12 protein-coding genes are annotated in these 14,517 nt (G+C 68.7%); 7 read left to right on the top strand and 5 right to left on the bottom strand.

Annotation, left to right across the window (positions count from 1 at the left end; all coding sequences use genetic code 11):
- Positions 1 to 36: 36 nt before the first annotated feature.
- The 5 genes from arsH to D9R12_RS00400 form a co-directional block, all read right to left on the bottom strand.
- Positions 37 to 807, bottom strand: a complete 771-nt coding sequence (arsH, locus tag D9R12_RS00420) for an arsenical resistance protein ArsH (RefSeq protein WP_122226944.1) — start codon at positions 805 to 807, stop codon at positions 37 to 39.
- Positions 804 to 1,898, bottom strand: coding sequence for an ACR3 family arsenite efflux transporter (gene arsB / locus D9R12_RS00415; protein ID WP_122226942.1), 1,095 nt, complete (start codon positions 1,896 to 1,898; stop codon positions 804 to 806). Before arsB ends, arsH begins: the two co-directional genes overlap by 4 nt.
- The gene (arsC, locus tag D9R12_RS00410; protein ID WP_014161005.1) at positions 1,895 to 2,341 is read right to left on the bottom strand and encodes an arsenate reductase (glutaredoxin); all 447 of its coding nucleotides are present in this window, start codon (positions 2,339 to 2,341) and stop codon (positions 1,895 to 1,897) included. Before arsC ends, arsB begins: the two co-directional genes overlap by 4 nt.
- Before the next feature lie 120 nt (positions 2,342 to 2,461).
- Positions 2,462 to 2,821 carry an ArsR/SmtB family transcription factor gene (locus D9R12_RS00405; protein WP_425476592.1) on the bottom strand — a complete coding sequence of 120 codons (360 nt, stop codon included), beginning with the start codon at positions 2,819 to 2,821 and terminating at the stop codon, positions 2,462 to 2,464.
- Positions 2,822 to 2,895: 74 nt separating this feature from the next.
- Positions 2,896 to 3,747: a 2OG-Fe(II) oxygenase gene (locus D9R12_RS00400; RefSeq protein ID WP_014161007.1), complete on the bottom strand. Its 852-nt coding sequence runs from the start codon at positions 3,745 to 3,747 to the stop codon at positions 2,896 to 2,898.
- A 269-nt stretch (positions 3,748 to 4,016) separates the two neighbouring features.
- On the opposite strand from D9R12_RS00400, the gene D9R12_RS00395 reads away from it, so the two are divergent.
- From D9R12_RS00395 to gspG, 7 genes are all read left to right on the top strand, one after another.
- On the top strand, positions 4,017 to 5,507 hold the full coding sequence (locus D9R12_RS00395) for a hypothetical protein (RefSeq protein ID WP_014161008.1): 1,491 nt from the start codon (positions 4,017 to 4,019) through the stop codon (positions 5,505 to 5,507).
- A gap of 104 nt (positions 5,508 to 5,611) precedes the next feature.
- A complete protein-coding gene (locus D9R12_RS00390; RefSeq protein ID WP_014161009.1) occupies positions 5,612 to 8,248 on the top strand; it encodes a TonB-dependent receptor domain-containing protein in 2,637 nt (878 codons plus the stop codon).
- A 143-nt stretch (positions 8,249 to 8,391) separates the two neighbouring features.
- A complete protein-coding gene (locus tag D9R12_RS00385) occupies positions 8,392 to 9,186 on the top strand; it encodes a type II secretion system protein N (RefSeq protein ID WP_122226940.1) in 795 nt (264 codons plus the stop codon).
- A complete protein-coding gene (gspD, locus tag D9R12_RS00380) occupies positions 9,183 to 11,294 on the top strand; it encodes a type II secretion system secretin GspD (RefSeq protein ID WP_170159094.1) in 2,112 nt (703 codons plus the stop codon). Before D9R12_RS00385 ends, gspD begins: the two co-directional genes overlap by 4 nt.
- The gene (gene gspE / locus D9R12_RS00375; RefSeq protein ID WP_122226936.1) at positions 11,291 to 12,790 is read left to right on the top strand and encodes a type II secretion system ATPase GspE; all 1,500 of its coding nucleotides are present in this window, start codon (positions 11,291 to 11,293) and stop codon (positions 12,788 to 12,790) included. Before gspD ends, gspE begins: the two co-directional genes overlap by 4 nt.
- On the top strand, positions 12,777 to 13,997 hold the full coding sequence (gene gspF / locus D9R12_RS00370) for a type II secretion system inner membrane protein GspF (RefSeq protein ID WP_014161013.1): 1,221 nt from the start codon (positions 12,777 to 12,779) through the stop codon (positions 13,995 to 13,997). The genes gspE and gspF overlap by 14 nt, the downstream gene beginning before the upstream one ends.
- Positions 13,998 to 14,092: 95 nt before the next feature.
- Positions 14,093 to 14,512 carry a type II secretion system major pseudopilin GspG gene (gspG, locus tag D9R12_RS00365; protein ID WP_043290523.1) on the top strand — a complete coding sequence of 140 codons (420 nt, stop codon included), beginning with the start codon at positions 14,093 to 14,095 and terminating at the stop codon, positions 14,510 to 14,512.
- Positions 14,513 to 14,517 lie beyond the last annotated feature (5 nt).

Below are 14,517 nucleotides of genomic sequence, written 5' to 3'. Positions count from 1 at the left end.
GGCGCCATGCCCGGGTGCGCCAGGGGCAACTGCCTGCTAGGCACTGCTGGCCGAGGCAGCGAAGGCGGCCGCCTGCGCCGCATCGGCCTTGCGCTCCGAATACCGGTCGGTGAGCTGGGCGAGGTGCGGGCGCAGCAGCAGGGTGAAGCGCACCAGTTCCTCCATCACATCGACGATGCGGTCGTAGTAAGCCGACGGCAGCATCCGTCCCCGCTCGTCGAACTGTTCCCAGGCACGCGCCACGCTGGACTGGTTGGGGATGGTGAACATCCGCATCCAGCGGCCCAGCAGCCGCAGGGTATTGACCGCGTTGAAGGATTGCGAGCCGCCCGAAACCTGCATGACCGCCAGGGTGCGGCCCTGGGTTGGCCGCACCGCGCCGATGTTCAGCGGCAGGTGGTCGATCTGCGCCTTCATCAGCCCGGTGATCTGGCCGTGACGCTCCGGGCTACACCACACCTGCCCTTCGGACCACAGCGACAATTCGCGCAGGCGTTCGACGGCCGGGTGTGCGTCGCCCGCCACCTGGTCCGGCAGTGGCAGGTCCAGTGGATCGAAAATGCGGGTGTCTGCGCCCAACCATTGCAGGATGCGCGCAGCTTCCTCGGTCGCCAGGCGCGAGTACGAGCGTTCGCGCAGGGATCCATACAGCAGCAGGATGCGCGGCGCATGGCCGGGGTCTGCTTCCCGCCACAGGGGCGCGGGCAACAGGTCCGCCTGCAGCGCAGGCAACCGGTCCGCCTCGCCCAGTGGCCGCAGCCGGTCGGGCCTGGCAGCGGGCAGGCAGGGGGGCGTGGTGGCACTCATGCGCGCCCCTGCCCGACGGGGGCCGCGCGCGGCGCGCTGCCGCGGAAATAGCGCCGGCCCAGGCGCAAGGCCACGTGCACCAGCGCAATCATCACCGGCACCTCCACCAGCGGCCCGATCACCGCGGCAAAGGCGACCGGCGAGGCCAGGCCGAAGCTGGCGATGGCCACGGCGATCGCCAGCTCGAAATTGTTGCTGGCCGCGGTGAAGGCCAGTGCCGTGGTGCGCGGATAGTCGGCGCGGATCAACCGGCCCATGAAGAAACTGACCACGAACATCACCAGAAAATAGAGGGTGAGGGGGATGGCGATGCGCAAGGCATCCAGCGGCAGCCGGATCACGTCGCCGCCCTTCATCACGAACATCGCGGCGATGGTGAACAGCAGCGCCAGCAGCGCCAGCGGCCCGATCCGCGGCAGGAACACGGTCTCGTACCACTGCTGGCCACGCGCGCGGGTGAGCCCGCGCCGGGTCAGGTAGCCCGCGGCGAACGGGATGCCCAGGTACACCAGCACCGCCCGGGTGATGGTCCAGAAGCCGACATCGACCACGCTGCCCTCCAGCCCGAACAAGGGCGGCAGAACACTGAGGAACAACCAGGCGTAGGTGCTGAAAAACAGGATCTGGAACAGGGAGTTGAACGCCACCAGGCCTGCCGCGTACTGGTTGTCGCCACAGGCCAGCTGGTTCCAGATCAGCACCATTGCGATGCAGCGCGCCAGGCCGATCAGGATCACCCCGGTCATGTACTCCGGGGAGTCGTGCAGGAACACGACGGCCAGCGTGAACATCAGCACCGGGCCGATCAGCCAGTTCTGCACCAGTGACAGCAGCAGCACGCGGCTGTCGGCAAACACGCGATGCAGTTCACCGTAGCGGACCCGGGCCAGCGGCGGGTACATCATGACGATCAGGCCGATCGCGATGGGCAGGTTGGTGCCGCCCACCGTCATCGCCTCCAGCGCCTGCGGCAGGCCATCGACCAGCGCCCCCAGCGCCGCGCCCAGTGCCATGGCGGCAAAAATCCACAGGGTCAGGTAGCGGTCCAGGAACGACAGGCCTGGCCTGGCGGCGGACACCGATCCACTCATGCGCGGTCACCCACGCGCCGGCCATCGGCGTCGACCACCACTTCTCCATCCTCCTTGGCGAAGGCGCCCAGTTGCGGCTGGGGCAGAAGCTCCAGCACGCGCTCGGAGGGCCGGCACAGGGCTACCCCCAGCGGGGATACGACGATCGGCCGGTTGATCAACAGCGGATGGGCCAGCATCGCGTCGAGCAGGGCCTGGTCAGGCAAGGCCGGGTCGTCCAGTCCGAGTTGCGCGTAGGGCGTGCCCTTTTCGCGCAGCAATCCGCGCACCGGGATGCCCATGCGCGTGATGAGCCATTCCAGCATGGCGCGGCTGGGTGGCGTCTTCAGGTACTCGACCACATGTGGCTCGATGCCGGCGTTGCGGATCATGGCCAGCGCGTTGCGCGAGGTGCCGCAGTCGGGATTGTGGTAGATGACGATGTCAACAGGATGCGGGGTCATGTGGGTCTCCTGGAATGAATGCTGTGACGGCGATCGCGGTATCGGCACCCACCGCCCGCCGCTTGCCCACCACCAGGCGGGACCGCACCGAGGCCGCCGACGGTTCCTTGCACGGTCAGCTCATTCCCGTTGCCTGCGCCGGGAAGAAGACGGCGGCGCGGTGCGCCGCAGCGGGCGCCGGGCTTCCGGAGCAGTGATTGCGCAGGCGGCCGGGACCCCGCCGCAGCAGTTCTCGGTCAGGAAGTCCAGCAGCTCCTGCATGGCCGCGAAGTCGGCGCGGTACACGATGCTGCGGCCATCAGGCCAGGCCTGGACCAGGCCGGCGTGGGCCAGCGCCTTGAGGTGAAATGAAAGCGTGGAGGGGCTGACGGCCAGGGACTCGGCGATCGCACCCGGTCGCGCACCGACCGGGCCGAGCTGGACCAGATGGCGGAACACCGCCAGGCGCGAGTCCTGGGCCAAGGCGGCGAGACGGGTCACGGCCGTTTTGATTTCCATATTTCCATGATAATGGATCTATCAAATTGATCAAGCCGACCTCGCACCCCGCCGCCTCAGTCGTGCCTTCGTTCCCGCAGCCACTTGGTGGCCACCCATTTCTCACCCTCGACCACGGGCGCTCCGCCGTGCAGGGTGCCGGTCATCGGGTGGGGACGGTCGTAACTGAAATACACGGCGTTGCCCTTGATCGGCGCCACTTCCAAATGCGCGTCGGGGAAGGTGGTGGCTCCGCCCTGGGTCGGCGTGTTCAGGTAGATGACAAGAGAAGCCACGCGCTGGCCCCCACGGCGCAGGGCCACCTCGGCGCCAGGGCGGGCTGGATCGAAATAATCGTAGTGCGGCTCGTACTGCGCGCCGGGGCCATAGCGCAGGACCTGCAGGCCTTCACCATTCTCCAGCGGCCAATTCAACAGGGCGGCGATGCGCGCCTCCACCCGTGCGCACAGCGGGTTGGCACCTCGGCCGAAAAACATGCCCTCACTGGTGCGGGCCTGGTGCTGCTGGTCCTGGCCGGTGTCCGGATCGAACACGGGCGAACGCTTGATCTGCCGCCGCGCAAGGGCGATCAACGCGTCGCATTCCTCGGCCGCAAGCAGGTTGCCGAACACGATCACGCGCGGGTGCAACAGGCTGGCCAGCACCTGGACCTGGCGGTCCCCAGCCTGCAACAGCGCAGGTCCGTTGCGCTCGATCGGTGCTGGCACCGGCACCGGCACCGGCAGCCCGTGGCGGCGGGCGTGGCTCTCCAGGTGCTCGCGCATGGTCCGCTCCACCGCGTCGATCGCCGCCTGTTCGGTCCAACCCTGCGCCAGCATCGCGGCGGTGACCTCGCGCGGATCGGTGCCGGCTTCGGCCTGGGTGAGGATCCAGGCACGCAGGTCCGGAGTGGGAAGCGGGCTGGTCATGGGAAATCCTGTAGCGGGTGGGCCATCCCACGGCATCGGAACACTGTGACATGACGATGACAGCGCCAGCGGCCCTGCCCCGGCCACGACTGTGTGGCGGGTGTAGACGACCATCTCGTCACGATCGCCTTCATTTCGTAATGCATCGGTCACATCGGCGACCTAACGTTTGCCCCGCATTCACGTGGGACCGCCGCGGACGTTGCCACGCGCACCGCCCTGGCGCCGACCCGTACCGCCCGCCAGTCCATTTCCGTTTGGAGAACCCGATGTCCATGAGCAACAGTTCCAAGACCCTGTTGATGACCTTCGGCGCCGTATTGGCGCTGAGCGGCTGCGGCGGCGGTGCAGACCGCGTGGCTTCGCCAGGCGAGGGTGGATTCGCACCGCCGCCGCCGCCGGCCGCGCCGCCACCGCCGCCGCCGGCCGCGCCACCACCGCCGCCGCCAGTGGCCGGCCCGCCCAGCGACTGCCCGACCGGCTTCGTCAATGGCGGCCTGGACGTCAACGACACACTGCGCGTGTGCCGCCTCCCGTCGGAGATCATCGGCAACCTGCTGGTGCCCAACCGCGCTTCCACCGTGTATGCCATTTCCGGCCGGGTCAACGTCGGCCAGGACCGCGGCGGTGATGCGCAGAACCCGATCGCCGGGGCCTCGGCCGGCATCCTGACCATCGAACCCGGCGTGCGCCTGTTCGGTTCCTCCGGCCTGGACTACGTCGTGGTCAACCGTGGTTCGCAGATGATCGCCGACGGCACCCCGACCCAGCCCATCGTGTTCACCAGCGCCGCCAGCATCCGTGGCCAGACCAACGTCGACTCGGTCGGCCAGTGGGGCGGCGTGGTGTTGCTGGGCCGCGCGCCGATCAGCGCCTGTCCGTCCGCCACCATCGCCCCGGGCACTCCGCAGTGTCAGGCGCAGGTGGAAGGCACCAACGCGTTCTACGGCGGCAACTCGGCCACCGACAGCAGCGGCCGTTACCGCTACATGCGGGTGATGCATTCCGGCTTCCAGATCCTGCCCAACGTCGAGCTCAATGGCATCAGCTTGGCCGGACTCGGCAGCGGCACGGTGTTCGAGTACGTCCAGGTGCACAACAGCTCCGATGACGGCTTCGAATGGTTCGGCGGCACGCTCAATGCCAAGTACCTGGTGGCCACCGGCAACGATGACGACAGCTTCGATACCGACACCGGCTGGCAGGGCGCCGTGCAGTTCGGCATCGTCATGCAACGCGCCGGTGGCGGCGATCGCATGAGCGAGATGAGCTCGGCCGGCCAGCAGACCGTCCTGCCCTCGCGTCCCAAGTTCGCCAACATCACCTATGTCGGCCGCGCCGGCGGCGGCGCGGGCATCGTCATGAACAGCGGCACCAACAGCACCTTCATCAACACCGTGGTGACCCGCGCGGCCGGCGGCACCGGCGCGGCTGCGGCCTGCCTGGACGTGGATGACAGCACCACCACCGGTCGCTTCGAGTCGGTGTTCTTCTCCTGCCCGGTGGCCTTCGATGACGATGCCAACGGCCAGGCGGCCGCCCTGTTCAGTGCCGGCACCAACAACACCGCCAATGGCACGTCCACCCTCACCGACGGGTTCATCAACGGCGCCAACGAGACGGCGGTGACCGCGTTCCCCACCATCACCACCATCAGTCCCACCTTCACGCAGGTGAACTACATCGGCGCGGTGCGCAATGCGTCCGACACCTGGTGGCAGGGCTGGACCTGTGGCCTGACCGCGGCCAACCCGTGCTGATCGCTGGATGACGCCCCTCCGGGGCCGCGGCACCCGCCGCGGCCCCGCTGCCCGCCAACCGGGCGCGCGCGCGCCCACTGCCGAATCCAGACAAGGCCACCTCCATGAAACGCACCACCCCCAGGGCTCCGCTACGCAGCGGACTGTTCCTTGCCATCGGCGGCCTGCTGGCCAGCCATGGCGCTGCGGCCCAGACCGTCACGCCCGAGACACCCACCCCCCCCGCTGATCAGGCAACCCAGCTGGATGCGGTGACGGTGCGCGGGGCATTCATTCCCGAGCCGATGCAGATGACTTCCGAAGTCGCCTCGTTCGTGACCCGCGCGGACTTCCAGCGCACCGGCGACGACGACGCCGCCGAAGCCCTGTCCCGGGTCACGGGACTGAGCGTGGCCCAGGGCAAGTTCGTGTACGTGCGCGGCCTGGGCGAGCGCTATTCCTCGGCACTGCTCAACGGCTCGCCCTTGCCCAGTCCCGAACCCCTGCAGCGCGTGGTCCCGCTGGACCTGTTTCCAAGCAGTGTGCTTGAAAGCATCACCGTGCAGAAAACCTACTCGGCCAAGTATCCGGGCGAGTTCGGCGGCGGCGTGATCGACCTGCGCTCGATCGTGACCCCGGACGAACCTTTCCTGACCCTTTCCATCGGCACTGGCGGCAACTCCGAGACCACCAGCCGTGACGGCCTCACCTATTACGGCTCGGAGGATGATTTCTGGGGTTACGACGATGGAACCCGCAAGAAGCAGTCGGACCTGAGCCGCGCGATCGCCACCGGACGGCGCATCGACAGCGGCACCTTCAGCGACGCCGAACTCAAGCGCATCGGCCGCAGCTTCGTCAACGCCCCGCTCAACCTGCTGCAGGTCACCGAGAACGTTGATCCGGATTTCAGCATGGGCGGCAGCGCCGGCACTTCGGTCGAAACGAATTGGGGCAAACTCGGCTTTGTGGCCGTGGCCGGCTTCGAGAACAAGTGGCGCACCCGCGTCGGTACCCAGCAGGAAGGCCTGGTGCAGGGCGATGCGATCGAGGTCCGCACCGACTACGACTACGTGTCCACCCAGAACGACGCCAAGGTCAACGCGCTGCTCGGCACCGGCGCCGAGTGGGGCGACCACAGGGTCGGCCTGACCTCCATCTACGTGCATGACACGACCAAGGAAGCGCGCAGCCGCGAGGGCAACGACGAACTGGCCGGTGCGTACGTGCGCGATGACTACACCGAGTGGTTCGAGCGTGACCTGCTCAGTCACCAGATCAACGGCGAGCACGCCTTCGGCGAGTACCAGGACCTGAAGATCGAATGGCGCGGTGCCTACTCGCGCGCGCGCCGCGACGCGCCCTACGAGAAAGGCATCCGCTATCGGCGCGTCGATGGTCGTTTCGTGCACGACGCGGCGCAGGAGCAGAACTACACCCGCTTCAGCGATGTGGAGGACAAGGTGGCCAGCGGTGGCGTGGACGTCAGCTGGCGCCTGCCGACCGACCGGGAAGTGACCCTGTCCGGCGGCCTGGCGTACTCGGACAACGACCGCAACGCCACCTCGCGCGAATTCCGCTTCCTGGCGCTCAACGGGCCACTGCCCGAAAACGTGCGTCGCGAGCGAGTGGACTTCCTGCTGTCTGACTACAACATCGACCAGGGCCTGATTACCCTGCGCGAGACCACCGGTGGCGATGGCGCCGCGGCCTATGACGCCACCCTCAAGGTCGGCGCGGCCTACCTGCAGGCCGAGGCCGAAATCGTGCCGATGGTGCGGGCCACGCTGGGCGCGCGCTACGAGGATGCCACCCAGGCGGTGCATCCCTACGACATCTTCACTGGCGCGCGGGTCGGCGGGGTCGCGCCGCTGGAGAACGATTACCTGCTGCCCGCGCTCACGGTCACCTGGAACTTTGCCGACAACCAGCAGATCCGCTTTGGTGCTTCCAAGACCATCGGTCGCCCGCAGTTCCGCGAACTGGCCCCGCAGCAGTACTTCGATACCGAGAACGATCGGTTGTTCATCGGCAACCCCTACCTGGTCGACAGCGAACTGCAGAACTTCGACGTCCGCTATGAGTGGTTCTTCGGTGCGGGCGAGTCGTTCACCCTGGGCGGTTTCTACAAGGATATCGACCGACCAGTGGAGTCCCTGGTCAACGAGACCGGTGGCGGGATCCAGCAGACCTACATCAACGCGCCACGCGCCACGCTCTACGGCGCGGAAATCGACGCCAAGAAGTACCTGGACCTGCCGATCGAGGCAGCCTGGTGGGGCGAAAAGCGCCTGTACCTGGCCGGCAACTACACCTATTCCAAGTCCGAGGTGAAGGTGGAAGATGGTGACACCGTGGTGCCGCTGGGGTTCAACGGCGTGCCCCAGGATGCCACCCTGTTCGTGCGCGACGGCAGCCAGATGCAGGGCCAGTCAGAGCATATCGCCAACCTGCAGATCGGCATCGAGGACCCCAACAGCCGCACCCAGGCCACGCTGGCGGCGACCTACGTGGGCGAGCGGATCGCCGCCCGTGGCCGCGCCGGCCAGCCCGACATCATGCAGGAGCCGGGCACCATGCTGGACCTGATCCTGCGCAAGGGCGTGGACATCGGCCAGACCGAGGTCACCGTGAGCCTGGAGGCCCGCAACCTGCTGGACACCGAATATCAGGAGTACCAGGAAATGGGCGGCGGACGGGTCGACATCAACCGATACGACATCGGGACAAGCTTCTCGCTCAACGTCAGCGCTTCATTCTGACCAAACTGTGACAGACGCGGGTCCGGCCGGGCGACCGGTCGGACTTTCATGTCACAAACATTGCCGTTTGAAGCATTACCGTCACAAAACTGTCCCATGCTTGCCCGACCGCAGATCTTCCTGCAGTCCACTGGATCTCGAACGTGCAACTCGCTGCTCATCGCCAGGCCTGGCTCCGGCCGTCTGGTTCGGCCATCAGGCGTGCGCTGCAATGGCTGTTGCTTGGCCTGTTGGCGCTGCAGGCGGTCCGCCTGGCCTGGCTGGTCGCGGTTCCGCCCGCTCCGGTCGGCGCCTTTCGGCCCGATGCGGTGCCGCAGGCCCCGGTCACACCGACCGGACCCACGCTCGACCCGTTCTTCCCGCCCGACTCGGCCGCCAGCCAGGCCACCGCCAGCGGCGTGACCCTGCACGGTATCAGCACCGGGCCAGGGGGCGCCTCGGCGATCCTGGGCGATTCACAGGGTCCGCAGCGATCCCTGCGGGTGGGCGAATCGATGCCATCCGGCGTTCGTCTGGCCGGCATCGGCCCGGACCATGTGTGGATCGAATCAAGCCAGGGCCGCCAGCGGCTCGACTTCGCCGCCGCGCCGGTGTCCCGCTCGGCAGCGGGAACCCTGCCCTCGGCAGCCCCGGTTGCGCCCGTCACGGGCGCCGCGTCGGCGCCCGTGGACCCGGCGCGCCTGCTGGAGCAGGCCGGCCTGGTCCCGCGCGAGGTCAACGGCCAGGTGTCCAGTTACACCCTGATACCGCGCGGCGACGGCGCGGCGTTGCGCAAGGCCGGCCTGCAGGCAGGCGATGTGCTGCTGTCGGTCAACGGCCAGGCACTGACCCCCGAGCGTTACCACGAACTGGCCGCGGAGCTGGCCGGACGGGACAGCGTGGAACTGACCGTCCAGCGCGACGGCGCCACCCGCTCGGTGACGGTGCCGCTGCAATGAGGGTCCACAAGTTGTCCATGCTGACGCTGGCCGCAGTGCTGCTGGTCATGCCCGGAAAGCCCGCGCCGGCCCAGGAAGCGCAGGGCCTGAACCTACAGGAAGCCGACCTGCGCGCCTTCATCCAGGACGTCTCGCGCGCCACCGGCACCACCTTCATCGTCGACCCACGCGTGCAGGGCACCGTGACCGTGTCACGCGATCGGGCCATGTCCGAATCGGAGATGCTGGGCGTGCTGCTGGCGGTGTTGCGCGCCAACGGCCTGGTGGCCGTGCCCACCGGCGCCGGTGCCTACCGGGTGGTGCCAGACGATACTGCCGCCCAGCAACCGGGCACCTATGGCGGCTCGGCCACGGGTTTTGCCACCGAGGTGTTCGCCCTGCGCCGCATCGATGCGCGCATCGCCGCCGAAACCCTGCGCCCGCTGGTGGGCCGCGGCGGCGTGGTCCTGGCCACGCCCCAGGGCAACAGCGTGCTGGTGGCCGACTACGCCGACAACCTGCGGCGCCTGCGCGGACTGGTGGCGCAGATCGACCAGGACCGGGCCAGCATCGACACGGTGACCCTGCGCAACAGTTCGGCACGGGAGATGGCGACCACCATCAACAGCCTGTTCGGCGCCCGCGGGGCGGACACCGCCAGCGCGGTGCTGTCGGTGCTGCCGGTGGAGAGCAGCAACTCGGTGGTCGTGCGCGGTGACCCCACCCTGGTGCAACGCGTGGTCCAGACCGTGCTGGAGCTGGACCGACGGGCCGAGCGCAGCGGCGACGTGCGCGTGGTCAAGCTGCAGCATGCCAACGCCGAGCAGCTGCTGCCGGTGCTGCAGGAACTGATCGGACAGGCGCCGGGCGCGGCCAACGGCGATGCATCGCAAGCAGCCGCATCCGCCAGCCCGGCCAGCAAGGACACCCAGGTGATCGGCCCGCCCGGCGGCAAGCGCCCGGTGATCGCGCGCTACCCGGGCGCCAACGCGTTGATCATCAATGCCGACCCGGAAACCCAGCGCCTGCTCACCGACGTGATCACCCGGTTGGACACGCGCCGCGAGCAGGTCCTGGTCGAGGCGATCGTGGTGGAGATCTCCGACGATGCGGCGCGCGAACTGGGGGTGCAGTTGCTGATCGCAGGCCGCGAAGGCAGCGACGTGCCGTTCATGGCCACCCAGTATCCGAGCGCGAGCCCGGGCATCCTGCCGCTGGCGGCCGGCGTCATCGCCGCCCAGCGCGGGCGCGGCAGCAGCGATGCGGACAATGACGCGCTGGACCTGGCCGGTCGCACCGCATTGCAGTCGCTGCTCGGCCTCAATGGCGGCCTGGCCGGCTTCGGCGGCAGCCGCGGCGATGCCCTGTTCGGGTTGATCATCAACGCGGTCAAGAGCGATACCAGCTCCAACCTGCTGTCCACGCCCTCGATCATGACCCTGGACAACGAGGAGGCGCGGATCCTGGTCGGCCAGGAGGTGCCAATCACCACCGGCGAGGTGCTCGGCGACGCCAATACCAACCCGTTCCGTACCACCGCGCGCCAGGACGTTGGCATCCAGCTGGAGGTCAAGCCGCAGATCAACACCGGTGGCGGCATTACCCTGTTCCTGCGCCAGGAAGTCTCCTCGATCGCCGGGCCGGTGACCACCGGATCTTCCGACCTGATCCTCAACAAGCGCGAGCTGGAGACCAAGGTCCTGGTGGACGATGGCGCGATCGTGGCGCTGGGCGGATTGCTGGACCAGAACGACCGCCAGACCGTCGACAAGATTCCGCTGCTGGGCGATATCCCGGTGGTCGGTGGACTGTTCCGCAACACCGCGCGCGCACGCGCCAAGACCAACCTGATGGTGTTCATCCGGCCCACGATCGTGCGCGGCACGCAGGATGCCCAGCGCATCGCCGGGCCGCGCTATGACTACATGCGTGACAGCCAGGTGCGCGATCCGGGCGAGCAGGCCATGCTCGATGCACTGGTGCGCGACTACCTGCGCACGGTGCCGCCGGTGGCGCCGCCACCGGGGACGACCGTGCCCGGGCCGACCGCGCCGGCAACGCCCCCCGCCGCGACATCGCCCGCCACGCCCGCAGCCGAGCCTGCCCGCGCGCCGAAGCCGGTCCGATGAGCGCACGCCCGGCCTTCGACTATGGCTTTGCGCGCGAGCACGGCGTCGTGCCGATGGCCGCGGCAAGCGATGACACGCTCGGCCAGCACGTTCGCGTCGGCCTGCGCGAGGGCGCCGATCCGCGCGGCCTGCTGGAGGCGCGCCGCTGCCTGGGTGCACCGCTGCAGGTGGAAGTGCTGCAACGGGTCGCCTTTGATCGGCAACTTGCCGAGACCTATGCCGACGCCGGCCACGGCGCTTCGGTCGAATCGCTGGACCTGCACGCAAACCTCGACCTGCTGGTCGAGGACATCCCGGCCACCGCCGATCTGCTGGAGAGCCAGGACGATGCGCCGATCATCCGCCTGATCAACGGGCTGATCGCCGAAGCCGCGCGCATCGGCGCCTCGGACGTGCACATCGAGCCGTTCGAGGCCGCCCTGGTGGTGCGCTTCAGGGTGGACGGGGTGATGCGCGAGGCGCTGCGCCTGCCTGCCCGCGTGGCGCCGCTGCTGGTCTCGCGGATCAAGGTGATGGCGCGGCTGGACATCGCCGAGAAGCGCATCCCGCAGGATGGCCGCATCTCGCTGTCGATGGGCGTCAAGGCGCTGGACGTGCGCGTGTCCACCCTGCCCGCGCGTGGCGGCGAGCGCGTGGTGCTGCGCATCCTGGACAAGGACCAGGGCACCCTTTCGCTCGAGGACCTGGGCATGCAGCCGACCGTGCTGCGCGCGTTGCGCGCCGCGTTGTGCCAGCCCAATGGCATCATCCTGGTCACCGGCCCGACGGGCTCGGGCAAGACCACCACGCTGTACGCGGGCCTGGCCACGCTCAACGACGGGCTGCGCAACATCCTCACCGTGGAGGATCCGGTCGAATACGCGATGGATGGCGTGGGCCAGACCCAGGTCAATACCAAGGTCGGCATGGGATTCGCCACCGGGCTGCGGGCAATCCTGCGCCAGGACCCGGACGTGGTCATGGTGGGCGAAGTGCGTGACCCGGAGACCGCGCAGATCGCGGTGCAGGCCGCGCTCACCGGCCACCTGGTGCTGTCCACCGTGCATACCAACGACGCCGCCGGTGCCATCACCCGCCTGCGCGACATGGGGGTCGAACCTTTCCTGCTGGCGTCCACCGTGCGCCTGATCCTGGCCCAACGCCTGGTGCGGCGGCTGTGCGTGCACTGCCGGCGCGAGCGTGCGTCCGATCCGGCATCGCTGCGGCTGCTGGGCGAGGACTTCGCCGGAATCATGTACGAAGCGGTCGGCTGCCCCCGCTGCAACCACACCGGCTATGCAGGACGGGTCGGCATCTACGAAGCGATCACCGTCGATGACCAGATCCGACGGCTTGTGGGCGCCAATGCCGACGAGGACGCCATCGCCGCGGCCGCGTTCGCCGGCGGACCCCGGCTGGCCGATGCCGCGCGCAGCTGCGTCGCCCAGGGCTTGACCACGCTGGAGGAGGCCCTGCGCGTCACCCGGCAGGAGCTGCACGCCGATGCCGACGTTTGACTACGCCGCCCTGGACCTGGACGGGCGCGTCAGCAGTGGCGTGCTCGACGCGCCCAGCGCGCGCGACGCGCGGCGGCAGCTGGAGCAGCGCCGGCTGGTGCCGGTGCGCCTTCAGCCGGTCGCCGGCACCGGCGCCGGTGAGGCCAGCGGCAACACCCGTCCCGGACGCGGCCGCTTCAGCACCAAGGCGCTGACCCTGTTCACCCGCCAGCTGGCGACCCTGATCGTGGCAGTGCCACTGGAAGAGGCGCTGCGCACGATCGGCTCGCAGTCCGAGCACAGGCCGACCCGCGAAGTGGTGATGGCCACCCACGCACTGGTGCTGGAGGGCTTCCGCCTGTCCGATGCGATGACCCGGCAGGGCAATCGCTTCCCGGCGCTGTACCGGGCCATGGTGGCCGCCGGTGAAGGGTCTGGCGCCCTGCCGCAGATCCTCGAGCGCCTGGCCGACCTGCTGGAGCGCGAACAGCAGGTACGTGGCAAGCTGCTGGCCGCGTTGGCCTATCCGGCCGCGCTGTCGCTGACCGCGGTGCTGGTGGTGATCGCGCTGATGGCCTTTGTGGTGCCGCGGGTGGTCGAGCAGTTCGAGTCGATGGGCCGGGAACTGCCGCTGCTGACCCGGGCGGTGATCGGCGTCTCCGATGGCATGGCAGCCTGGGGTCTGCCGGCTCTGCTGGTCATGGCAGTGGCGGCCGTGGTCTTTGCCCGGCTGCTGCGCCGCGACAGGGTCCGTCTGGCCGTCGATGCCCGCATCCTCGCCCTGCCCGTGCTTGGCCGCATCCTGCGTGATGTCCATGCCGCGCGCCTGGCCCGCACCCTGGCGATCATGCTCACCAATGGCCTACCGTTGATGGAAGGCCTGTCGATAACCGCGCGCACCGTGCACAACCGGGTCCTGCGCGCGGCCACCGAGCGCATGGTGGCGGTGATCCGCGAAGGCGGCAGCCTGTCCAACGCAATGCGGCGCGCGGCCGTGTTCCCGCCCACCCTGCTGTACATGACCTCCAGCGGCGAGAACAGCGGGCGCCTGGCGCCGATGCTGGACCGCGCGGCGGACTACCTGGAACGCGAGTTTAACACGTTCACCAATGTGGTCATGAGCCTGCTGGAGCCGGTCATCATCGTCCTGCTGGGCGGGGTGGTGGCGGTAATCGTGCTGGCCATCCTGCTGCCCATCCTGCAGTTCAACACGCTGGCGATGGCGTGACTGCCACCGTCCACGGAGAAACCCCCATGCGCCTGCGATCCCGCGCCCTTGCCCCCAGCCCCCTGCACCTGCCCCGGGTCGCGCCCGCGTCCGGGATGCACCCCCAGCGCGGCTTCACCTTGGTCGAACTGATGGTGGTGATCGTGATCATCGGCCTGCTGGCCACGGTGGTGGCGATCAACGTGCTGCCCAGCCAGGACCGCGCCATGGTGGAAAAGGCCCGTGCCGATGTCGCCGTGCTCGAACAGGCCATCGAGACCTACCGCCTGGAGAACATGACCTATCCGCGCACCGAGGACGGGCTGAACGCGCTCATGGTCGCGCCACGCGGCCTGCCGCGGCCGGAACGCTACCGCCAGGGCGGCTACATCCGCCGCCTGCCCACCGACCCGTGGGGCAATGCCTACCAGTACCGCTACCCCGGCAGTCATGGTGCCTTCGATGTGTACTCGTTCGGCGCCGACGGCGTGGAAGGTGGCGAAGGTGACGGCGCCGACATCGGCAATTGGAGCTGAGCCGA

Source organism: Pseudoxanthomonas spadix, assembly GCF_003703395.1.
GTDB lineage: Bacteria > Pseudomonadota > Gammaproteobacteria > Xanthomonadales > Xanthomonadaceae > Pseudoxanthomonas_A > Pseudoxanthomonas_A spadix.
This window is presented reverse-complemented; position numbering and strand designations above follow the sequence as displayed.

Excerpts from the sequence above, each read along its gene's own strand:
- arsH (WP_122226944.1), bottom strand. The coding sequence starts at position 807 with ATGAGTGCCACCACGCCCCCCTGCCTGCCCGCTGCCAGGCCCGACCGG.
- arsB (WP_122226942.1), bottom strand. The coding sequence starts at position 1,898 with ATGAGTGGATCGGTGTCCGCCGCCAGGCCAGGCCTGTCGTTCCTGGAC.
- arsC (WP_014161005.1), bottom strand. The coding sequence starts at position 2,341 with ATGACCCCGCATCCTGTTGACATCGTCATCTACCACAATCCCGACTGC.
- D9R12_RS00400 (WP_014161007.1), bottom strand. The coding sequence starts at position 3,747 with ATGACCAGCCCGCTTCCCACTCCGGACCTGCGTGCCTGGATCCTCACC.
- D9R12_RS00395 (WP_014161008.1), top strand. The coding sequence starts at position 4,017 with ATGTCCATGAGCAACAGTTCCAAGACCCTGTTGATGACCTTCGGCGCC.
- D9R12_RS00390 (WP_014161009.1), top strand. The coding sequence starts at position 5,612 with ATGAAACGCACCACCCCCAGGGCTCCGCTACGCAGCGGACTGTTCCTT.
- gspD (WP_170159094.1), top strand. The coding sequence starts at position 9,183 with ATGAGGGTCCACAAGTTGTCCATGCTGACGCTGGCCGCAGTGCTGCTG.
- gspE (WP_122226936.1), top strand. The coding sequence starts at position 11,291 with ATGAGCGCACGCCCGGCCTTCGACTATGGCTTTGCGCGCGAGCACGGC.
- gspF (WP_014161013.1), top strand. The coding sequence starts at position 12,777 with ATGCCGACGTTTGACTACGCCGCCCTGGACCTGGACGGGCGCGTCAGC.
- gspG (WP_043290523.1), top strand. The coding sequence starts at position 14,093 with ATGCACCCCCAGCGCGGCTTCACCTTGGTCGAACTGATGGTGGTGATC.